General features: G+C 69.7%; 13 protein-coding genes and 4 pseudogenes. 11 read left to right on the forward strand and 6 right to left on the reverse strand.

Features of this window, described 5'->3' with window-relative positions:
• Positions 1 to 96: 96 nt before the first annotated feature.
• Positions 97 to 1,548 (forward strand): OprD family porin, encoded by a 1,452-nt coding sequence (locus tag Bsp3421_RS05340; protein ID WP_273997289.1) that lies wholly within the window; start codon positions 97 to 99, stop codon positions 1,546 to 1,548.
• Positions 1,549 to 1,599: 51 nt separating this feature from the next.
• Here the strand turns inward: Bsp3421_RS05340 and Bsp3421_RS05345 are convergent, their stop codons facing one another.
• Together Bsp3421_RS05345 and Bsp3421_RS05350 are read right to left on the reverse strand one after the other, a co-directional pair.
• Positions 1,600 to 2,583 carry a DedA family protein/thiosulfate sulfurtransferase GlpE gene (locus tag Bsp3421_RS05345; protein ID WP_273997291.1) on the reverse strand — a complete coding sequence of 328 codons (984 nt, stop codon included), beginning with the start codon at positions 2,581 to 2,583 and terminating at the stop codon, positions 1,600 to 1,602.
• Positions 2,584 to 2,717: 134 nt separating this feature from the next.
• Positions 2,718 to 2,988, reverse strand: a pseudogene (locus Bsp3421_RS05350) (hypothetical protein).
• Between the two features lie 165 nt (positions 2,989 to 3,153).
• Between Bsp3421_RS05350 and Bsp3421_RS05355 the strand changes: the two are divergent.
• Positions 3,154 to 3,969 carry an MFS transporter gene (locus Bsp3421_RS05355; protein ID WP_273998291.1) on the forward strand — a complete coding sequence of 272 codons (816 nt, stop codon included), beginning with the start codon at positions 3,154 to 3,156 and terminating at the stop codon, positions 3,967 to 3,969.
• Positions 3,970 to 4,066: 97 nt separating this feature from the next.
• Here the strand turns inward: Bsp3421_RS05355 and Bsp3421_RS05360 are convergent.
• Positions 4,067 to 5,471: pseudogene (locus Bsp3421_RS05360) on the reverse strand (GntP family permease).
• A 301-nt stretch (positions 5,472 to 5,772) separates the two neighbouring features.
• Between Bsp3421_RS05360 and Bsp3421_RS05365 the strand changes: the two are divergent.
• From Bsp3421_RS05365 to Bsp3421_RS05385, 5 genes are all read left to right on the forward strand, one after another.
• Positions 5,773 to 7,212 carry a sigma-54 interaction domain-containing protein gene (locus Bsp3421_RS05365; RefSeq protein WP_273998292.1) on the forward strand — a complete coding sequence of 480 codons (1,440 nt, stop codon included), beginning with the start codon at positions 5,773 to 5,775 and terminating at the stop codon, positions 7,210 to 7,212.
• 30 nt (positions 7,213 to 7,242) lie between these two features.
• Positions 7,243 to 7,749, forward strand: coding sequence for a BON domain-containing protein (locus Bsp3421_RS05370; protein WP_273997293.1), 507 nt, complete (start codon positions 7,243 to 7,245; stop codon positions 7,747 to 7,749).
• A gap of 61 nt (positions 7,750 to 7,810) precedes the next feature.
• Positions 7,811 to 8,098: a hypothetical protein gene (locus tag Bsp3421_RS05375; RefSeq protein WP_443111473.1), complete on the forward strand. Its 288-nt coding sequence runs from the start codon at positions 7,811 to 7,813 to the stop codon at positions 8,096 to 8,098.
• Between the two features lie 102 nt (positions 8,099 to 8,200).
• Positions 8,201 to 8,488 (forward strand): H-NS histone family protein, encoded by a 288-nt coding sequence (locus Bsp3421_RS05380; protein WP_273997294.1) that lies wholly within the window; start codon positions 8,201 to 8,203, stop codon positions 8,486 to 8,488.
• A gap of 515 nt (positions 8,489 to 9,003) precedes the next feature.
• On the forward strand, positions 9,004 to 11,364 hold the full coding sequence (locus tag Bsp3421_RS05385; protein ID WP_273997295.1) for a bifunctional acetate--CoA ligase family protein/GNAT family N-acetyltransferase: 2,361 nt from the start codon (positions 9,004 to 9,006) through the stop codon (positions 11,362 to 11,364).
• A gap of 211 nt (positions 11,365 to 11,575) precedes the next feature.
• On the opposite strand, the gene Bsp3421_RS05390 is transcribed toward Bsp3421_RS05385, so the two are convergent.
• From Bsp3421_RS05390 to Bsp3421_RS05400, 3 genes and pseudogenes are all read right to left on the reverse strand, one after another.
• The gene (locus tag Bsp3421_RS05390; RefSeq protein WP_273997296.1) at positions 11,576 to 12,118 is read right to left on the reverse strand and encodes a hypothetical protein; all 543 of its coding nucleotides are present in this window, start codon (positions 12,116 to 12,118) and stop codon (positions 11,576 to 11,578) included.
• A gap of 379 nt (positions 12,119 to 12,497) precedes the next feature.
• Positions 12,498 to 13,869 (reverse strand): annotated as a pseudogene (iaaH, locus tag Bsp3421_RS05395) (indoleacetamide hydrolase).
• Positions 13,870 to 13,952: 83 nt separating this feature from the next.
• Positions 13,953 to 14,780, reverse strand: coding sequence for an IclR family transcriptional regulator (locus Bsp3421_RS05400; protein ID WP_273997297.1), 828 nt, complete (start codon positions 14,778 to 14,780; stop codon positions 13,953 to 13,955).
• Positions 14,781 to 14,971: 191 nt separating this feature from the next.
• On the opposite strand from Bsp3421_RS05400, the gene Bsp3421_RS05405 reads away from it, so the two are divergent.
• From Bsp3421_RS05405 to Bsp3421_RS05420, 4 genes and pseudogenes are all read left to right on the forward strand, one after another.
• Positions 14,972 to 15,985, forward strand: coding sequence for a sugar ABC transporter substrate-binding protein (locus Bsp3421_RS05405; RefSeq protein WP_273997298.1), 1,014 nt, complete (start codon positions 14,972 to 14,974; stop codon positions 15,983 to 15,985).
• Positions 15,982 to 17,512 (forward strand): annotated as a pseudogene (locus Bsp3421_RS05410) (sugar ABC transporter ATP-binding protein). Before Bsp3421_RS05405 ends, Bsp3421_RS05410 begins: the two are co-directional and overlap by 4 nt.
• Complete coding sequence (locus tag Bsp3421_RS05415; protein WP_273997299.1) at positions 17,502 to 18,539, forward strand: ABC transporter permease; 1,038 nt, start codon at positions 17,502 to 17,504, stop codon at positions 18,537 to 18,539. Before Bsp3421_RS05410 ends, Bsp3421_RS05415 begins: the two are co-directional and overlap by 11 nt.
• A complete protein-coding gene (locus Bsp3421_RS05420; RefSeq protein WP_273997300.1) occupies positions 18,536 to 18,856 on the forward strand; it encodes a UxaA family hydrolase in 321 nt (106 codons plus the stop codon). Before Bsp3421_RS05415 ends, Bsp3421_RS05420 begins: the two co-directional genes overlap by 4 nt.
• The last annotated feature ends 6 nt before the right edge of the window (positions 18,857 to 18,862 follow it).

Here is an 18,862-nt window from a genome sequence, read left to right on the forward strand (position 1 = left end):
AAGGTGCGTTCGTTTTTTCGGACGCGCCGGGGTGTTGCCGGCCGAGAGAGACGGCCGGTAATGGTGGTTCACACACACATATAAAAAGTGACGGTCATGGGAAAAAATAAATCGATGAAGGTGGCATCGAGGGCGGTCCGGCTTGCATGGAGCTGGCCGGCAGTCGCGGGGCTCGCGCTGAGTCCCGCAGCATGGGCGGACGACGCGCCGGCCGCGTCCGCATCGGGCGCGACCTCGGTCGCGCAGCAGGCGACGACGCCGAACGCGATCGTCAACGCGGAGGCCACCCAGGCGGTGACGCCGCCCGAGCCGAAGTCGAGCCAGTCGCAATCCAATGGCTTCATCGCCGACAGCCACCTGAACGTGCTGTTCCGCAACTACGCCGACGTGCTCGACGCGAAGGGCGGCCCGCACCGCCACGCGTGGATCCAGGGGGCGATGGCGAATTTCGAATCGGGCTACACGCAGGGGTTGATCGGCTTCGGCGTGGATGCGTCGCTCTACGCGGCGCTGAAGCTCGACGGCGGGATGGGCGCGGGCAACATGGTCCACGTCGCGAAGGGCGGCGGTGGCTCGAACCAGCTCGCATGGGCGTTCCCGGGCATCTACGACGTGAAGGCCCGGATCTCCAACACGGTGCTCAAGTACGGTTTGCAGGCGGTCGACAATCCGTTCATGGAGCAGCACGACAACCGTGCGCTGCCGCCGACCTTCCTCGGCGCGACCCTTGTCAGCAACGAGTTCCGCAACGTGATGCTCGAAGCCGGCAGCTTCACGAAGAACAACGCGCGCGGCCGCACCACGTTGACCAATCTGACGACGCAATACGGCGGCACGCGCGTCGATCGCTTCACCTATGCGGGCGGCACCTGGGATTACTCGCCGACGGGTTCGGCGTCGCTGTATGCGAGCCAGGCGGACGACGTGTACCGGCAATACTATGCGTCGGTGAAGCAGAGCTACGGCGCGCCGCAGACGATCAAGTGGACGGGCTTCGGCAACGTCTACTCGTCGCACGACACCGGCGACGCGCGCCAGGGCAAGATCGACAACAACGCATACAGCCTGTCGCTGGCCGCGCAGCACGGGCCGCACGAGCTGCTGCTCGGCTATCAACAGATTCTCGGCGACCAGTTCTTCGACTACCTGAACGAGACCAACGGCATCTTCCTCGTCAACTCGATGAACGTCGACTACAACGCGCCGCACGAAAAATCGCTGCAGCTGCGCTACACGTTCTGGGGCAAGGACGCGGGGCTGCCCGGCTTCAAGGCGATGGTGTGGGCGCTGGAAGGCTGGGGCGCGGACGGTTCCGCGAGCGCGGCGCTCGATTCGAGCCAGTCGAGCATGTACTGGAAGAACGGCGCGCCGATCCAGGGGCGTCACCACGAGTTCGGCTTCATCCCGTCCTACACGATCCAGAGCGGCAGGTTCAAGGACACGAAGATCACCTTCATCGCGATGTGGCACGCGGGTTCGATGCACTACTCGGACAGCGGCAACCAGGAATACCGCCTGGTCGTGAACATGCCGGTCAAGGTGTTCTGATATCGGCCGCGCGACGCGCGGCGGGCCCGGCGCGCGTCGCGGCCGCGCCGCTCAGGCGGCGCGCGGCGCGAGCTGCGGCGCGTCCGCCGCGGGCGGCGCGATCGTGGTCAGCGCGCGGCCCGTGTCGCGCCACGCGTCGAGGCCGCCGCGCAGCGCGAGCGCGTTGTCGAAGCCCGCGCGGTTCAGGCGGCGTGCCGTCAGCGCCGCCGTCACTTCGTTCGGGCACGCGCAGTAGATCACGAACTTCTGCGTGAGCGGATAGCGCGCGACGAACGCCTCGAATGCGTGCTCGTCGGGAAACTGCGCGCCCGGAATCGCATACGGATCGAGGCGGCGGTGTTCGGGCGAGCGCATGTCGAAGATCACGGGCGCGGGGTCGCCCTGCAGCAGCTGGTCGAGTTCCTCCACCTCGATGCGCGCGTTGGCGAGCTGGCGGATCAGCGCGCGCCGGCGCGTCCAGCGCACCGCCGCGTACAGCGCGAGCAGCGCGACCACCACCACCAGCGCCACGCGGCCGAGCCGGTTCGCGCCGGCGAACAACCAGTCGATCTGTTTCGAGAACAGCACGCCCACGAGCAGCCCGCAGGCCGCCCACAGCAGCGCGCCCAGCGCGTCATAGCCGGCGAAGGTGCGATAGCGCGTGCCGAGCGCGCCCGCCATCGGCACCGAGATCAGCGACAGCCCCGGGATGAAGCGCGCGACCGCGAGCACGCGCACGCCCCAGCGACCGAAGAAATGCTCGGTTTTACGCACGCAGGTGTCGCGCGACAGCGAGAGCCGGCACAGCGTCTTCAGCGTGCGGCCGCCGAAGCGGCGGCCCGCCACGTACCAGACCGTGTCGCCCAGCAGCGCCGCGACCACCGTGAGCAGCAGCACCGGTACGAGCTGCGCGCCGAGCATGTCCGGATGCAGCGCCGCCATCGCGCCGAACAGCACGAGCGTGGGCATCGCGGGCACCGGCAGCCCGACTGCCGCGGCGAACACGTTGACGAAGACGATGAGCGGCCCGTGGCGGGCGATGAGATCGTGCAGCATGGCGAATCAAATGGATGAGACCGACTGAATGCGCCGATTATCGGCCATTTTCAAGACCACGAAGAGATTGGGGGGAAACCGGACGGACGACGGTGAGCGTGCGCGAAGAACGCACGCTCACCGTGGGGAAGGGGTCAGATAGCGCTGCGGGCGAGCGTGGCGGCGCCGTGGCTTTCGCCCGGCAAGCTCGGCGCCGTGTGAACGGATCGCGGCGATCAATTCCGCCGGCGTGATTTCATAACGCACCTCGCGATGAATGCCGGGCTTGCGTTCGTCGACTTCGATCAGCAGCACGCTCTTGCCGTCGCTCGTCGCTTCGAGACGCAGCGAGCGCAATTCGCGGCTGTCGGTCGGGTCGTGTTCGGTGAGCAGGGTCATTGCCCCGGTTGAGCCGGTAGTGCGCATCGAACCTATCCTCGTATCGTTCTTGCCGTAACGTGAAGGTGGGAGAGTCCCTGGTGCAAACAGCTTTGTGCAGTTTAACGCGAACCGGCGACGATTACGGACATTTTCATGCAGGGTGCGGCGGAACCCCGACCGTGGGCCTTTTCCTTCTGATGTTTCGTGACGATGACACAGTGTCCGTGCACTGCGATTGGGCATCGCGTCGGTGGGGCCGCGTCGCGCATCGCGCGGTGCAGCGCGGCCGCGCGTGCCGATGCCGGGTGCGTGGCGCGCGTGCGCGCTTTCGTTTTCATAACTTCGTCTGTGTGCCGAACCGCATGGTCACGCAAGCGTCACGGCGGAGAAGCGGCGATCGTGTCGCCTGTCGAGATTGCGGGACTGCATGGCGCGCCATGCGATCGGCCAGTGCCGCCCGCGATCTCGATTGGAGAAGTCATGCACGACACGAATCTGCAACACCTCGCCGATAACGCCGCGCTGGACCGTTTCCATCGGCGCCTGCTGATGATTGTATGCGACGGCTACGACCTCGCGATCATGGGCGTCGCGCTGCCATCCATGATGGCCGACATGGCGCTGCAGCTGGCCGCCGCCGGGGTGCTGGCGAGCACGGCGCTGGTCGGGATGATGATCGGCAACATCGGCTTCGGCGGACTGGCCGAACGGATCGGGCGGTGCGTGACGATCGTGATTTGCCTCGTGCTGTTCAGCGCGTTCACGGCGCTGGCCGGGCTCGCGGCGGAGCCGTTCGCGTGCGGTGCGAGCCGTTTCGTCGCGGGGCTCGGGATCGGTGGCATGATGCCGAACGTCGCCGCGCAGATGACCGGATACGCACCGCGCCGCGTTCGCGGCACGATGGTTGTCCGGCCCAACTTCGTCGCGATCGCGATCTCGGCGGCGGCCGCCGCCGTGGCGATCGCGCTGATCGATTCGCGCGGCGCGGCCACGCGGCACGCGAAGACGGCGGCCGGCACGGCGTGACGCCAGCGCGTGATCGCGTGATCGCTCGCGCGCTCGAAAAAACGGCCGCCGCTCTCGCGAACGGCGGCCGTCGGGCGAAGCGCGAGCGCGCCGCGCGTCAGACGAGCCCGGTCGCGTAGTACACCGCGATCACGAAGAACACCGCGAGCGTCTTGATCAGCGTGACCGCGAAGATGTCGCGGTACGACTCGCGGTGGGTGAGCCCGGTCACCGCGAGCAGGGTGATCACGGCGCCGTTGTGCGGCAGCGTGTCCATGCCGCCGCTTGCCATCGCGACCACCCGGTGCAGCACGTCCAGCGGGATCTGCGCGGCCTGCGCGCCCTTGATGAACAGGTCCGACATCGCGGCGAGCGCGATGCTCATGCCGCCCGACGCCGAGCCGGTGATGCCGGCGAGCGAACTGACCGACACCGCGGCGTTGACGAGCGGATTCGGAATGCTCTTGAGGGCGTCGCTGACGACGAGGAAGCCCGGCAGCGCGGCGATCACGCCGCCGAAGCCGTACTCGGACGCGGTGTTCATCGCGGCGAGCAGCGCGCCGCCGACGGCCGTCTTGGTGCCGGTCGCGAAACGCGCGCTGACGCGCTTGAACGCGGTGAGCACGACGAGCAGGATGCCGAGCAGGAGCGCGGCCTCGACCGACCAGATCGCGACCACGGTCTTGATCGAGGTGGTGACGGGCGCGTGCACGCCGGGCAGCACCTCGGGCGGCACCGTATACGATGCGCCGCCGTACCACACTGGGATCAGCTTGGTGAGCGCGAAATTCGCGACGCCGACCAGCACGAGCGGCGCGATCGCGAGCGCGGGGGTTCGGCAGCGATTGGGTTTCGACGCGCTCCGGCTCGTTGACGAGCGCGGTGCCGTAGCCTTCGCCCTTCGCCATCGCGGCGCGGCGGCGCCATTCGAGATACGACAGGCCGACGATGATGATGAACACCGAACCGATCGTGCCGAGCCACGGCGCGGCCCAGGCGGTGGTCTTGAAGAAGGTGGTCGGGATGATGTTCTGGATCTGCGGCGTGCCCGGCAGCGAATCCATCGTGAACGAGAACGCCCCCAGCGCGATCGCGCCCGGCATCAGGCGCTTCGGGATGTTGCTCTGACGATAGAGTTCGGCCGCGAACGGATAGACGGCGAACACCACGACGAACAGCGACACGCCGCCGTAGGTGAGCAGCGCGCACACCGCGACGATCACCGCGTTCGCGCGCGAGCGGCCGATGTAGCGGATCGCGGCGGCGACGATCGACTCGGAGAAACCCGACAGCTCGATGACCTTGCCGAACACGGCGCCGAGCAGGAAGACCGGGAAATATAGTTTCACGAAGCCGACCATCTTCTCCATGAAGATGCCGGAGAACACCGGCGCGACGGCGGCCGGATCGGTCAGCAGCACCGCGCCGAGCGCGGCGATCGGCGCGAACAGGATCACGCTGTAGCCGCGATAGGCGGCGAACATCAGGAACGCCAGCGCGGCGAGGACGATCACGAATGACAAGAGAGTCTCCTGGTTCTGGTTGTTGTATGGGCGCGGCAACGGCGGACGCGACCCGTCGGCGGCTCGTGCAGGTTTCGTGCCACCGGCCGTCCGGCGGGGTCCGCCCGCCCGCGCGGCGCGCCGCCGGGGCAGGGCGCGGATGATTCTACCGAAAATGTCTCCGGGAAGAGACGACGCGGCGCAAGCCGGCCGCCGCTAAGTGCGCTCCCGCCTTGTGCAGCGTGCCGTGGCGGGCTGTCTCAAAAATGAGATAATCCGTCCCGGTTTGGAGACGACGATGCTGGCGGACGATCAAGACAAGATGATGAACGACTGGGCGGATTGGCCCGCGAATTACGGCGACGTATTGCGGCGCGCGGCCGAGTCGCTGTTCAAGACCTTCGAGCATTCGAGCGCGGGCACGCTGATCGTCGACCGCGACGCGCGCGTCGTGTGGATCAACCAGCGCTATGCGGCGCGCTTCGGCTATGCGGATCCGGGGCAGGCGATCGGGCGCGACTGCGAGGCGGTGATTCCGCAAAGCCTGATGCGCGAGGTGGTGCTCACGGGCCGGCCGATCCTGCTCGACATCATGGAGACCGGGCGCGAGCCGCTCGTCGTCACGCGCCTGCCGCTGAAGGACGAGGCGGGCGTGACGATCGGCGCGATAGGCTTCGCGCTGTTCGACGAGCTGAAGACGCTCACACCGCTGTTCTCCCGCTATCTGCAGGTGCAGCAGGAACTGATCGCGACGCAGCGCTCGCTCGCGCAGGCGCGCCGCGCGAAGTACACGTTCGCGAGCTTCATCGGCACGAGCGCCGCGAGCCTCGAAACCAAGCGGCAGGGACGGCGCGCGGCGCAGGTGGATTCGCCGGTGCTGCTGCTCGGCGAGACCGGCACCGGCAAGGAACTGCTCGCGCATGCGATCCACGCGGCTTCGGCGCGCGCGCTGAAGCCGCTCGTGACGGTCAACGTCGCGGCGATTCCCGACGCGCTGCTCGAAACCGAATTCTTCGGCGCGGCGCCCGGCGCGTATACCGGCGCGGACCGCAAGGGGCGGGTCGGCAAGTTCGAACTCGCGGACGGCGGCACGTTGTTCCTCGACGAAATCGGCGACATGCCGCTGCCGCTCCAGGGCAAGCTGTTGCGCGTGCTGCAGGACAAGGAGTTCGAGCCGGTCGGCTCGAACCGGATCGTGCGGGCCAACGTGCGGATCATCGCGGCGACCTCGGCGGACCTGCCGGCGCTCGTCGACGCGGGACGGTTCCGCGCCGATCTCTACTACCGCCTCAACGTGCTGACGATTCATGCGCCACCGCTGCGCGAGCGCGCGTCCGACATCGAGGCGCTGGTCTACGCGACGCTCGAGGAGCTGGCCGCGCAGCATGGCCGCGCCGCGCATTGCGAACTGACCGACGACGCGCTGCGCGCCCTGTGCGCGCATGCATGGCCGGGCAACGTGCGCGAGCTGCGCAACACGCTCGAACGCGCGCTGATGCTGTCCGAGCATGCGGTGATCGATGCGCGCGCACTCGCGCCTGTCCTGGGCCCCGCGCGCGCGTCGGTCGCGGAGGCGGGCGCGGCCGCGCCGGTCGATGCGGACGCAACGGCCTACGCGGAAGCGTTCGCGGCCTGGGAGCGCGGCTTCCTCGCCGAGGCGCTGAACGCGTGCGACGGGCGGGTCACCGAGGCGGCCGAGCGGATCGGCATCGGCCGCGCGACCTTCTACAAGAAACTGGCGGCGCACGGCCTCGCGCGCTGAGCGCGGCCGCGCCCGTTCCGGGAGACGCGGATGAGACGGATCGGCATCGCATGGTGCGCGTGCGCCTGGTGCGCGGCGCAGGCGTTCGCGCAGGACGGCGCGCCCGAGGCGCTGCGCAATTGGTACGACGATCCGTTCATCGCGCTCTCGCAGTCGTTCGCCGCGTGCCCGACGCCGCTCGGGCCGTTCACGACGCGTCGCCAGATGGAAACCGATGCGCACTACCGCGTCGAGCAGGGCACCTCGTGCTGGCTCGCGCATGAATGCAGCAAGCCGAATTCCTATCTCTACGACGCGCCGATCGCCGCCGCGGCGAAGGCGCGGTTCGCCGCCTCTCCGCTGCTTGCCGGCACGAGCCTCTGGCTGACGATTCAGCGGCGCTTCATTTATGCGGAAGGGTGCGCGGGCGCGTCATTCGACCGCGCCGCATTCCAGCACGGGCTGGAAACGCTGCCCGATGTGCAGCGCGTGTACCTGCGGATTACCGATGATCCGCGCGGCCCCTTGCCTTACCGGACGCATCCCGATCCGAATTGACGCGCGCGCCTGGCCGCATGGCATACTCGCGACGTTCGAAAAGAGATTGACAGGTCAGCCCATGAAACTTTCGCCGGTATCGGCATCCTCGCGGAGTATTACCGTATTGCGGATGTTTTTTTCCATTGCTCTAATGTCGGGGCTTTCGGCCTGCGGCGGCAGCGCGCCGCTGTTCACGTCGGACGGCCGCTCGACGACGCTCGTGCAATGTCCGGCGGGCGGGCCTTGGGAAACCTGCACTCAAAACGCACAGGGTATTTGTGGTGGCGATTTCGACACGATCCAACAATCGGTCGACAATGGAGTCAGGAACCTTCTCTTTGCATGCAAACCAAAAAAAGCGGATTGACACCGGGCTTGCAATGTATGAAAGCCAAAGAAAAAATGCACGGTTGAAGACGTTTTAATTTATATACTTTCTCTATAAATAACGAGACGGAGTTCCACTCTTATGGCGACCTATAGGCAACTGACCGCGCAACTCGAGAAGCTGCAGCAGAAAATCGACAAGGAGCGTGAAAAGGCGATTTCCGACGCGATTGAAGACATCAAGGCGAAGATCGCGGAGTACGACATTACCCCGGAGGAACTGGGTTTCAGGAGTGCCGCGGCGGTCAAGCCGAAGCGCCCGCTGCCGCCGAAGTACCTGAACCCGAAGACGGGCGAGACCTGGAGCGGCCGCGGCCGCGCGCCGGCCTGGCTCGGCAAGAACCGCAACCGTTTCCTGATCAAGGACTGATCCCGAAAACACTCACCTTTGGCGCCTTGAACGACGGTGCGACCGGCAATGCCGCGGGTCGCACCATTTTGTTTTGGGCGGGCCGTCGCACCGGCTGAATCCTTTTTCCGGGCATCCATGATCCGGCGGGCCGGACATAATCCACCGCATATCGCGCTGATTTGACGGGATTTGCGTGCCTTCAGGCGCGCCGCGCGCCAGTTTCGTGCGCAAACCCGCCTGCACCGATTCGCGCCGGCAACGGTGGGGCGATTAAGCGCTGCACGCTCACTTTCGGGTTTTTTCGGCGACGTCGCGCGAATCCCCGAAAACACTCACCTTGGATCCCGAAAACGCTCACCTTCGCGCGACGCGCGCATGGATCTTGACCTGGCCCGACCGCCGTGCGGGCCACGGATAGGCAGCGTCACGCGCTTCGCCTATGCTTTGGGGGCGGGTATCCGGCCGCGTCCGCCCGCGCGTTCGCCGCCGCGCATGCCATCCGTGTTCTCCCTTTCCCATCCGCTGGAGTGGTCGTGACCGTCCGCAATCTCGATGCGTTGTTTCAGCCGAAATCCGTCGCCGTCGTGGGCGCGTCGTCGCGCGTCGGCAGTATCGGCGCGATGGTATGGGCGCGCGTGCGCGACGGCGGTTTCGGCGGGCCGGTGTGGCCCGTCAATCCGAAGTACGGCACGCTGGACGGCGAGCGCGTCTATCCGCAGGTCGACCAGCTGCCGCGCGCGCCTTCGGTCGCGCTCATCTGCACGCCGCCCGCGACCTGGCCCGGCATCGTGCGCAAGCTCGGCGCGCTCGGCGCGCGCGTCGCGATCATCGTCGGCGAAGCGAAGTCGAGCGCCGGCCAAGCCGCGCTCGAACGCGCGCTCGCGGCCGCCAAGCCGCATGTGCTGCGGATCGTCGGGCCGGGCAGCGTCGGCGTGGTGTCGCCCGTGCTGAACGCGCATTTCGGCGCGCCCGCCTGCACGGTGAAGGCCGGCGGCGTCGCGTGGGTGTCGCAGTCGAACGCGCTGACCAACGCGGTGCTCGGCTGGGCGCGCGCGCGCGGCCTGGGCTTCTCGCATGCGGTCGCGCTCGGCGATGAAGCCGACGTCGACGCCGCCGACGTGCTCGACTATCTCGCGAGCGATCCCGGCACGCGCGCGATCCTGCTCGAACTCGACACCGTCAAATCGGCGCGCAAGTTCATGTCGGCCGCGCGCGCGGCGGCGCGCAACAAGCCGGTGCTCGCGTTGCGCACCGGGCGCGCCGATCCCGGCGACGCGCTGTATACGGCCGCGTTCCAGCGCGCGGGGATGGTGCGCGTCGATGCGCTCGACGATCTGCTCGACGAGATCGAGACGCTGGGCGTCGGCCGCGTCGCGACGAGCGGCGCGGCAACCCTGCTGACGAGCGACGCGGGCGTCGCGAAGCTGGCGGTCGACGCGTTCGACGACGCGGGCGCCGCGCTCGCGCAGTGGCCGCAGACGGCCGTCAATGCGGTGGCCGGCCTGTTGCCGCAGGGCATCGCGGCGGGCAATCCGCTGCTGCTCGGCGACGATGCGCGGCCCGAGTATTTCGGCGCGGTGCTGCAGGCGCTCGCGCCGCATCCGCAGACGGGCACCGTGTTCGTCGTGCACGCGACGTCGCACAGCGCGCCCGTCGACGCGGTCGCGCAGGTGCTGATCGAGGCGCGTCCGTTCGCGCATCGCGGGATCCTCGCGTGCTTCTTCGGCGGGGTGGACGCGGCGACGCGCGATGCGCTGCACGCGCACGGCATCCCGGTGCACACCACGCCGCAGCGGCTCGCGCGCGCCTATGCGCGGCTCGTCGACTATCGGCTCGGGCGCGAGCTGCTGATGCAGACGCCCGAGGGCACGCCGCTGCAGCCGGCCGCCTCGGTATCGGCCGCGCGCGAGGCGGCGCGAGCGGCGCTCGACGGCGGCCGCGCGGCGCTGGACGGCGCGGCGGCGGCGCGCTGGCTCGCGCATTTCGGGCTGGTCGCGGGCGAGGCGGCGAACGACCGCGCGGACGAGGCGATCGTCGACATCGCGGTCGAGCTGTACGACGACGCGAACTTCGGCCCGGTGTTCCGCTATACGGTGCCGCCCGCCGACGGTTATTCCGCACCGTTCGTGGTTTATGGGCTGCCGCCGTTCAACACGGTGCTGGCGCGCGCCGTCGTGCAGCGCTCGCCCTATGCGCGCCGCGAGGCGCCCGAGCCGCTGCTCGCGGCGTTCACCGAGCTGTCGCAGGCCGTGTGCGACGTGCGCGAGCTGGTGGCGCTGTCGGTCACGCTGCGGGTGTTGCCCGGACGCGTGGTGACGGTCGCGCCGCGCGTGCGCTTCGCGGCCGGGCGCAGCCGGCTCGCGATCATGCCGTATCCGCGCCAGCTGGAGCAGAAGCTCGACTGGCGCGGCCGCGCGATCACGCTGCGGCCGATCCGCCCGGAGGACGAGGAGGCGCACAACGAACTGCTCGCGTCGATGACGCCGGACGATCTGCGCATGCGTTTCTTCGGCGCGGTGCGCAGCTTCGATCATTCGCAGGTGGCGCGCATGACGCAGATCGACTATGACCGCGAGATGGCCTTGATCGCGACCGCGGACGACGAGGCGGGCCGCGCGCATACGCTCGCCGTGGTGCGGGCCGTGACCGATCCGGACAACGAAACGACCGAGTTCGCGATCGCCGTGCGCCCCGATCAGAAGGGGCAGGGCCTGGGCCGCCTGTTGATGACGCAGATCATCGACCATGCGCGCTCGCGCGGCACCGCGTGGATGATCGGCGAAGTGCTGCGCGAGAACACGCCGATGATCGCGCTCGCGAAGGCCTGCGGGTTTACGGTGGCGCCGACGGAGGAGCCGTCGGTGGTCGGCGTGCGGATGAAGCTGCAGCCGTGACGGATGGCGTGCGCGTCGAGGTGAGGGTTTTCGGGAGCCGAGGTGAGGCTTTGCGGGAGGTGCGGCCGGCGCTGATGCGCGACTCACCGCAGCGTGTCGGCGCGGTGGGTCGCTTTCGCGCGCGCCTCGGGCATGCGTCACGCGCGGCGGCGGCCGTAGTCGTCGTCGCGCATGCCCCCGCGCGACGGCGCGGGCCGTCGCGCGGCGGAACTCAGGCGGCGAGCTTGGTCGACGCTTCGTCGACCTGGTCGCGCGAGATCGCCAGTTCGTCGAGCAGCGTGTCCGCGTAGATCGCGCCCGTTTCGCGCTCGAGTCGCGCGATCGTCAGCGCGCAGCGCGCGCCGTCCTTCGGCATCGCGATGAAGCGCTTCACCGATTCGCCGGCCTTGAAGGCGTCGAACAGCGGCCCGCGCACTTCGTCGGGCAGCGTCTTGGTCCATTGATACGGCTTGCCGTTGAAGGTCAGCGTCGGCGGCAGCGCGCGTTCCTTCTTGCTCGCGGTGATGAGGCCGTAGGTGCGCGCGGCTTCGCCGATCTGTTCCGGCGAGAACAGTTCGTCCGGCGTGATCGCGAACTGCTCGATGTGCTGTTCGATCGCCTGCATCGCGGCGGCGCGATCGTCGCGCTTCTTCTGCGCGTGTGCGACGATCTCGCGCAGTTCGTCGGCCTCCTCGGCCGTGATCGTGAAGCTTGCCTGCTTCTGCTGAAGTTCGGAGAAACGCTGGAATTCGAGATCGGTCAGAAGTTTGGCCATGAGATCCGTGAGACGCGCCCGCCGCCGGGCGAGCGGGCGAAGTATTGAAAAGGGCCGCCATTTTAGCGTAACGCGGCGGGTGCGACGTTCGGGCCGGAGGGAGGGGCGGCAGGAGACCTTGCGGCAGGCGTGCGGCTTTGTCGAGCGCGGCGAGCGCGTGGCCGTTGGTCGCGCGCTCGCGTCCCGGCCGCGATCGAGCATGAGCATGAACCCGCGCGGCAGGCGGTCCCGCGGCTTGCCGCCGAGGGTCGCCGGTTGCGCGATTCACGGTCGCCGCCTCAATCCGCGTTGAGCAACAGCCGGTTGAGCGCAGGCGATGGCAAGCAGGCACCAGCCGCTGCCTGCCGTCCCTTCGAACATGAACCCGCCGACCGCCGCCTCAACCCGCGTCGCGCAACAGCCGGTCGAGCGCGCGCGCGATCGCGAGCAGGCGTCGGTCGCTGCCCGCCGGCCCTTCGAGCATCAAGCCGACGGGCGCGGGCGCCTGCGCGACGCGCCCCGCCGGCAGCGACACCGACGGCACGCCCGCGAGCGTCGCCGGGCTGGTCTGCCGCAGCACGCGGGAGAACAGCGCGCCCGCCTGCTCCGGCGCGAGGTCGTGCGTCGGCATCGGCATGCAGGCAATCGACGCCGCTATGACGAAATGCCTGGTCGTACCAGTGGATCATCGTGGTGCGCGTGTCGAGCGCGGCCGCGTAGGCCCGGCTCGACGGCGGCGCTTCGAGCAGCCCCTGGAACAGGTTGCGCACGTCGTGGCTCGCGAGCCGCGCGACGAATTCCGCGAACGGCAGCCCGAGCCGGTCCGCGCTGAAGCGCCGCCAGTACGCGTGGGTCTCGAACGCCACGATCGCGAAGCCGCACGCCTCGTCCGCGTCGTGCAGCGCGCGCGCGTCGATCGGCACGAGGCGCGCGCCCGCCTTCGCGAGCCGCGCGTGCGCGTCTTCGACCGCCGCGGCGACGAACGGATCGAAGCCGTCGGCGTAGGGCGTGCCGGGCACGCCGATCGTCAGCCCCGCGAGCGGCGGCGCGGCGGGCTCCGACGCATCGCCGGCGAGCACGCTGTCGAGCAGCAGCAGGTCGTCGAGATCCTGGCCGATCGGGCCGACGGTGTCGCGCGTGTGCGAGAGCGCGAGCACGCCGTCGGTCGAGTAGCGGTGCAGCGTCGGCCGCAGCCCGTAGACGCCGCAGAACGCGGCCGGGATGCGCACCGAGCCGCCCGTGTCGGTGCCGAGCCCGAACGGGATGCCGGCCGCGACGGCGGCCGCGGTGCCGCCGCTCGACCCGCCGGCGACGCGCGCCGGATCGTGCGGGTTGCCCACCGCGCCGTAATGCGCGTTCGCGCTCGTGATGCCGAACGCCAGTTCGTGCATGTTCGCCTTGCCCAGAGGCACCGCGCCCGCGTCGAGCAGCTGCCGCACGGTGGTCGCGTGGCGCGGCGCGGCGAAGCCTTCGAGCGCGGGGCTCGCGCCCGTGGTCGGCTGGTCCGGCGTATAGAGGTTGTCCTTGATCACGAACGGCACGCCGGCGAGCGGCAGCGTGCGGCCCTCGGCGCGCGCCGCGTCGACGCGCGCGGCCGTCTGCCGCGCCAGCGCCGCGTCGACGTGCGTCATCGCGTTGAGCGGCGCGATGCGCGCGAGGCGGTCGAGCGCCGCTTCCGCATGGTCGGCGGCGCGGCTGCGGCCGGCGTTGACGGAGGCGGCGATCGACCGCGCGCTGGCGGTCGAGACAAGGTCGGGCTGAGGTGACGGCATCGATCTCTCTCCAGGTGGCGCGCACCATCCGGATGCGGCGCGCGTTGCGCGTGAACGCAAACCCCGGATCATTTCACATTCCGTCAGATGAAGGCATTCCTCGACATGGATAAACCGCGCGCGGTGTCGCGCAGGCTCGCCGCGACCGCGTCGAGCGACGGCGCGACGTAGGCGTCGATGCGCCGCAGGTACGGGCAGGTCAGCGCGGCGATCGCATGGCCGGACGGCCCGAGGATCGGGTAGGTGAGATCGGTGACGCCGAAGGTCTGGCGGCTCTCCTGCTGCAGGTGGCCGCGCGCGCGGATCGCCTCGCAGCGGCGCGCGAGCGCATCGGCGTCGAGCGTCGTCTCGCCCTTGACGCGGGTGTGCTCGGCCAGCATGTGGGTGCGCTGGTCGGTGGTCTGGAACGCGAGCATCACCTCGCCGGACGCGGTGTCGACGAGCCCCACCCGCGAGCCGAGCCGGACCGAGATCCCCCAGGTGCCGGGGCCGTCCACCTGCGCGATCACGAGCAGGTTGCCGCGATCGTAGACGGACAGGTGGCACGACTGCTCGGCGGCGTCCACGAAGCGCTGCATCGGCGGCAGCGCCTCGGCGATCAGCCGGCTCATCGGCGGGTGGCGATGCGCGAGCGCGAACAGCTTGAGGCTCAGCGTATAGCGGTCGCCGCCCGGCGAGCGCATCACGTACTGGCGCACGACGAGCCGTTCGAGCATCCGGTAGATCTCGCTCGCGTTGCGGCCGAGTTCCTTGGTGATCTCGGTGCGGGTCAGGCCTTCCTTCTGCTCGGCCAGCAATTCCAGGATGTCGAGGCCCTTGTCGAGCGCGGGCGCGCGGTAGCGCTCGACTTCGTCGCTGTCTTGTTCGTCCTGGTCGTCGGGGCCGGGGGGCTGTGCTTTCGTGGTCTTCATGGGCGTGGGTCAGGGCTAGGGAAAGTCCGGAGTGATGGTGCGCCGCACCTTGCTTGACTTCAAAAAATCCTTCTATGAATAATATGTTCACCCGTGAATGAATTGCATGCGATCCACATAACAATACCGGGGCCATTGCGTAGCGGTTAGGCGTTTCACTCAAGATTACTAAACGCATATAGGAGACAGGCATGACTCCGATCAATCGTCCCCGTTTCTGGGCGGCCTGCGTCGCGCTCGCCTGCGCGCTCGCGGGGCCGCCCGTCCGCGCCGACGCCGGCAAGGTGGGCGTCGACCTGCCCTTGCTGACCTCGCCGTTCTGGCAGTCTTACCACGCCTATCTGCCGCGCTACGCGAAGGCGCTGGGGCTCGACCTGCTCGCGCCCGTCAACTCGAACGGCGATCCGGCGCAGCAGATCACCGACGTCAACACGCTGCTGAACCTCGGCGCGGGCGGCATCGTGGTCGGGCCGCTCGATTCGGCGGCGATCGGCCGGGCGCTCGATGCGGCCGCCGCGCGCAAGGTGCCGGTGGTCGCGGTGGACGTCGCGCCGACCCAGGGCCGGGTCGCGATGGTGGTGCGCGCCGACAACCACGCGTACGGCGAGAAGGCGTGCCGCTACATCGGCGCGCACGTGCCGCGCGGCAAGGTCGTGCAGATCATGGGCGATCTCGCGTCGGTCAACGGGCGCGATCGCTCGGAGGCGTTCCGCGCTTGCCTGAAGGGCTTCCCGCAGCTCGCGCTGCTGGAGATCCCAGCCGCCTGGAAGGGCGATGCCGCCGCGGCTGCGCTCGACAGCCTGCTGGCCGCGAATCCCGACGTGAAGGCGATCTACATGCAGGCAGGCGGGGTCTATCTCGCGCCGACGCTGCAGACCCTGCGCCGCAAGCAGCTGCTGTTCCCGGCCGGCGACCCGCGCCACGTGGTGATCGTCAGCAACGACGGCATTCCTCAGGAGTTCGAGGCGATCCGGCGCGGCGACATCGACGCGACCGTGTCGCAGCCGGCGGACCTGTACGCGAAGTACGGGCTGTACTACCTGAAGGCGGCGCTGGCCGGGCAGACGTTCCGGCCGGGGCCGACCGATCACGGCAGCACGATCGTCGAGCGCGGGCCGGGCGTGCTCGAGGATCAGCTGCCCGCGCCGCTCGTGACGAAAGCGAACGTCGACGACCGGCAGCTGTGGGGCAATACGCTCAAATGAACGCGTCATCGTCCGGCGCGGCGGGCGCGCCCGTCGTCGAGGCGCGCGGCGTCACCAAGCGCTTCGGCCCGCATCTCGCGCTCGCGGAGGTCGAGCTGTGCGTGCGGCCCGGCGAATCGCACGCGCTCGTCGGCCGCAACGGCGCGGGCAAGTCGACGCTGGTGTCGATCCTCACCGGCCTGCGCGCGCCCGACGCGGGCGAGGTGCGGTTTCACGGCGCGGCCGCGCCGCCGCTCGCGGATCGCGACGCGTGGCGCGCGCGCGTCGCGTGCGTCTACCAGCATTCGACGATCGTGCGCGAGCTTGAGCGTCGCGGAAAACCTGTTCATCAACCGGCAGCCGCTGCGGCGCGGCGCGATCGACTGGCGCGGCCTGCGCCGCGACGCGCGCGCGCTGCTCGACCACTGGCGCATCGAGGTCGGCGAGGACGCGCGCGCGGGCGACCTGGGCGTCGAGGCGCGCCAGCTGGTCGAGATCGCGCGCGCGCTGTCGTACGGCGCGCGCTTCATCATCCTCGACGAGCCGACCGCGCAGCTCGACGGCGACGAGATCAAGCGGCTGTTCGCGCGGATCCGCGCGTTGCAGCGCGACGGCGTGACCTTCCTGTTCATCTCGCATCACCTGCAGGAGGTGTATGAGATCTGCCAGGCGGTGACCGTCCTGCGCGACGCGCGGCACATCGTCAGCGCGCCGGTGGCGGCGCTGCCGCGCGACGCGCTGATCGACGCGATGACGGGCGAGCGCGGCGGCGTCGCCCCGGTCGATGCGGCGCGCCGCGCGCCGTGCGCGGCCGACGCGCCGGTCGCGCTGCGGGTCGAGCGGATCGCCGGCGACGATTATCGCGAGGTGTCGTTCGAGGTGCGGCGCGGCGAGGTCGTCGGGCTGGCGGGCGCGACGAGCAGCGGCCGCACGGGTGTCGCCGAGGCGGTCGCGGGCCTGCGCGCGCCGCGCCTGGGCGCGATCCGCGTCGACGCGAGCGCGCTGCCGCCGGGCGACGTGCCGGCGGCGCTCGCGCTCGGCGTCGGCTGCGTGCCGAAGGATCGTCATCGCGAAGGGCTGGTGCCCGGCCAGTCGATCGCCGAGAACGCCTCGCTGACCATCGCCGATCGATTCGGCCCGCTGGGCTTCGTGTCGCCCGCGCGTCAGCGCGCGTTCGGCGTGCGCATGATCGAGGCGCTCGGCATCGCCGCGCAGGGGCCGCATCAGCCTGTCGCCGGGCTGTCGGGCGGCAACCAGCAGAAGGTCGTGATGGCGCGCGCGCTCGCGAACGCGCCGCGCGTGCTGGTGCTGATCGATCCGACCGCCGGCGTCGACGTCAAGTCGAAGGCCGCGCTGCTCGCCGTGGTCGAGCAGGTGCGCGCGGCCGGCGCGGCGGTGCTGGTCGCGTCGGGCGAGCTGGACGACCTGCGCGCGTGCGACCGGGTGCTCGTGATGTTTCGCGGCCGCGTCGTCGCGGAACACGCGGCCGGCTGGCAGGACGCGGATCTGATTGCAGGCATTGAAGGAGTCGAACGCCATGAAGCCTGAACTGATGCGTCCCGCGCTTGCCGCGGGGAATCCGACCGTCGGCGCGCGCGGGGCGCCGCGCCGGCACTTCGTGCCCGTGCGCCTGCGCGACCTCGCGCTGGTGCCGGCGCTCGTGCTGCTGATCACGATCGGCGCGCTCGTGAGCCCGAGCTTCCTGACCCGCGCGAACCTGACGAGCGTGCTGGGCGCCTCGGCGGCGCTCGCGCTGGTCGTGCTCGCCGAGGCGCTGATCGTGCTGACGGGCAAGTTCGACCTGTCGCTCGAATCGACGGTCGGCGTCGCGCCGGCGCTCGGCGCGATGCTCGCGATGCCCGCCGCGTCGGCCGGCTTCGGCTTCGAATGGCCGGTCGCGGCGTGCCTCGCGGCGACCGTCGCGGCGGGGGCCGCGATCGGCTGGGTGAACGGCTTCCTGGTGGTGCGGATGCGCCTGAACGCGTTCATCGTCACGCTCGCGATGCTGATCGTGCTGCGCGGCGTGCTGGTCGGCGCGACGCGCGGCGGCACGCTGTTCGACCTGCCGCCCGCGTTCCTCGCGCTCGCGACCCTGTTGCTGCTCGGGCTGCCGCTGTCGGTGTGGCTCGCGGCGGCGGCGTTCGGCGCGGCCGCGTTCATGCTGCGCTATCACCGGCTCGGCCGCGCGCTGTATGCGATCGGCGGCAACCCGGAGGCCGCGCGCGCGGCGGGGATCCGCGTCGAACGCATCACCTGGGCGGTGTTCGTGCTGGGCGGGGCGCTCGCGGCGCTCGGTGGGCTGGTCGTGACCGGCTATGTCGGCGCGATCAACGCGAACCAGGGCAGCGGCATGATCTTCACGGTGTTCGCGGCAGCGGTGATCGGCGGCATCTCGCTCGACGGCGGCAAGGGCAGCCTGCTCGGCGCGCTCACGGGCGTGCTGCTGCTCGGCGTCGTGCAGAACCTGTTGACGCTCGCGCAGGTGCCGTCGTTCTGGATCCAGGCCATCTACGGCGCGATCATCCTCGGCGCGCTGATGGTCGCCCGCATCGCGGGCGCGGATGCGCCGGCATGAGCGCGCCGCCGACCGATCCGCGCCTCCTGCTGTTGTCGCCCGACGACAACTGCCTGATCGCGGCGACCCGGCTCGACGCCGGCACGCGCGTGCTGATCGACGGCGAGCCGGTGGCGCTCGCGCAGACGGTCGAGCTGGGCCACAAGGTCGCGCGCCGCGCGCTCGCGGACGGCGACAAGGTGCGGCGCTACGGCGCGCCGATCGGCCACGTGGTCCGGGCGGTCGCGCGCGGCGAGCATCTGCATACCCACAATCTCGTCAGCGACTACCTGCCGACCTATACGCACGACGCGGGCCAGGCCTTCGTCGAACGGTGACGCGCG

The sequence above is a fragment of the Burkholderia sp. FERM BP-3421 genome, assembly GCF_028657905.1.
Taxonomy (GTDB): Bacteria; Pseudomonadota; Gammaproteobacteria; order Burkholderiales; family Burkholderiaceae; genus Burkholderia.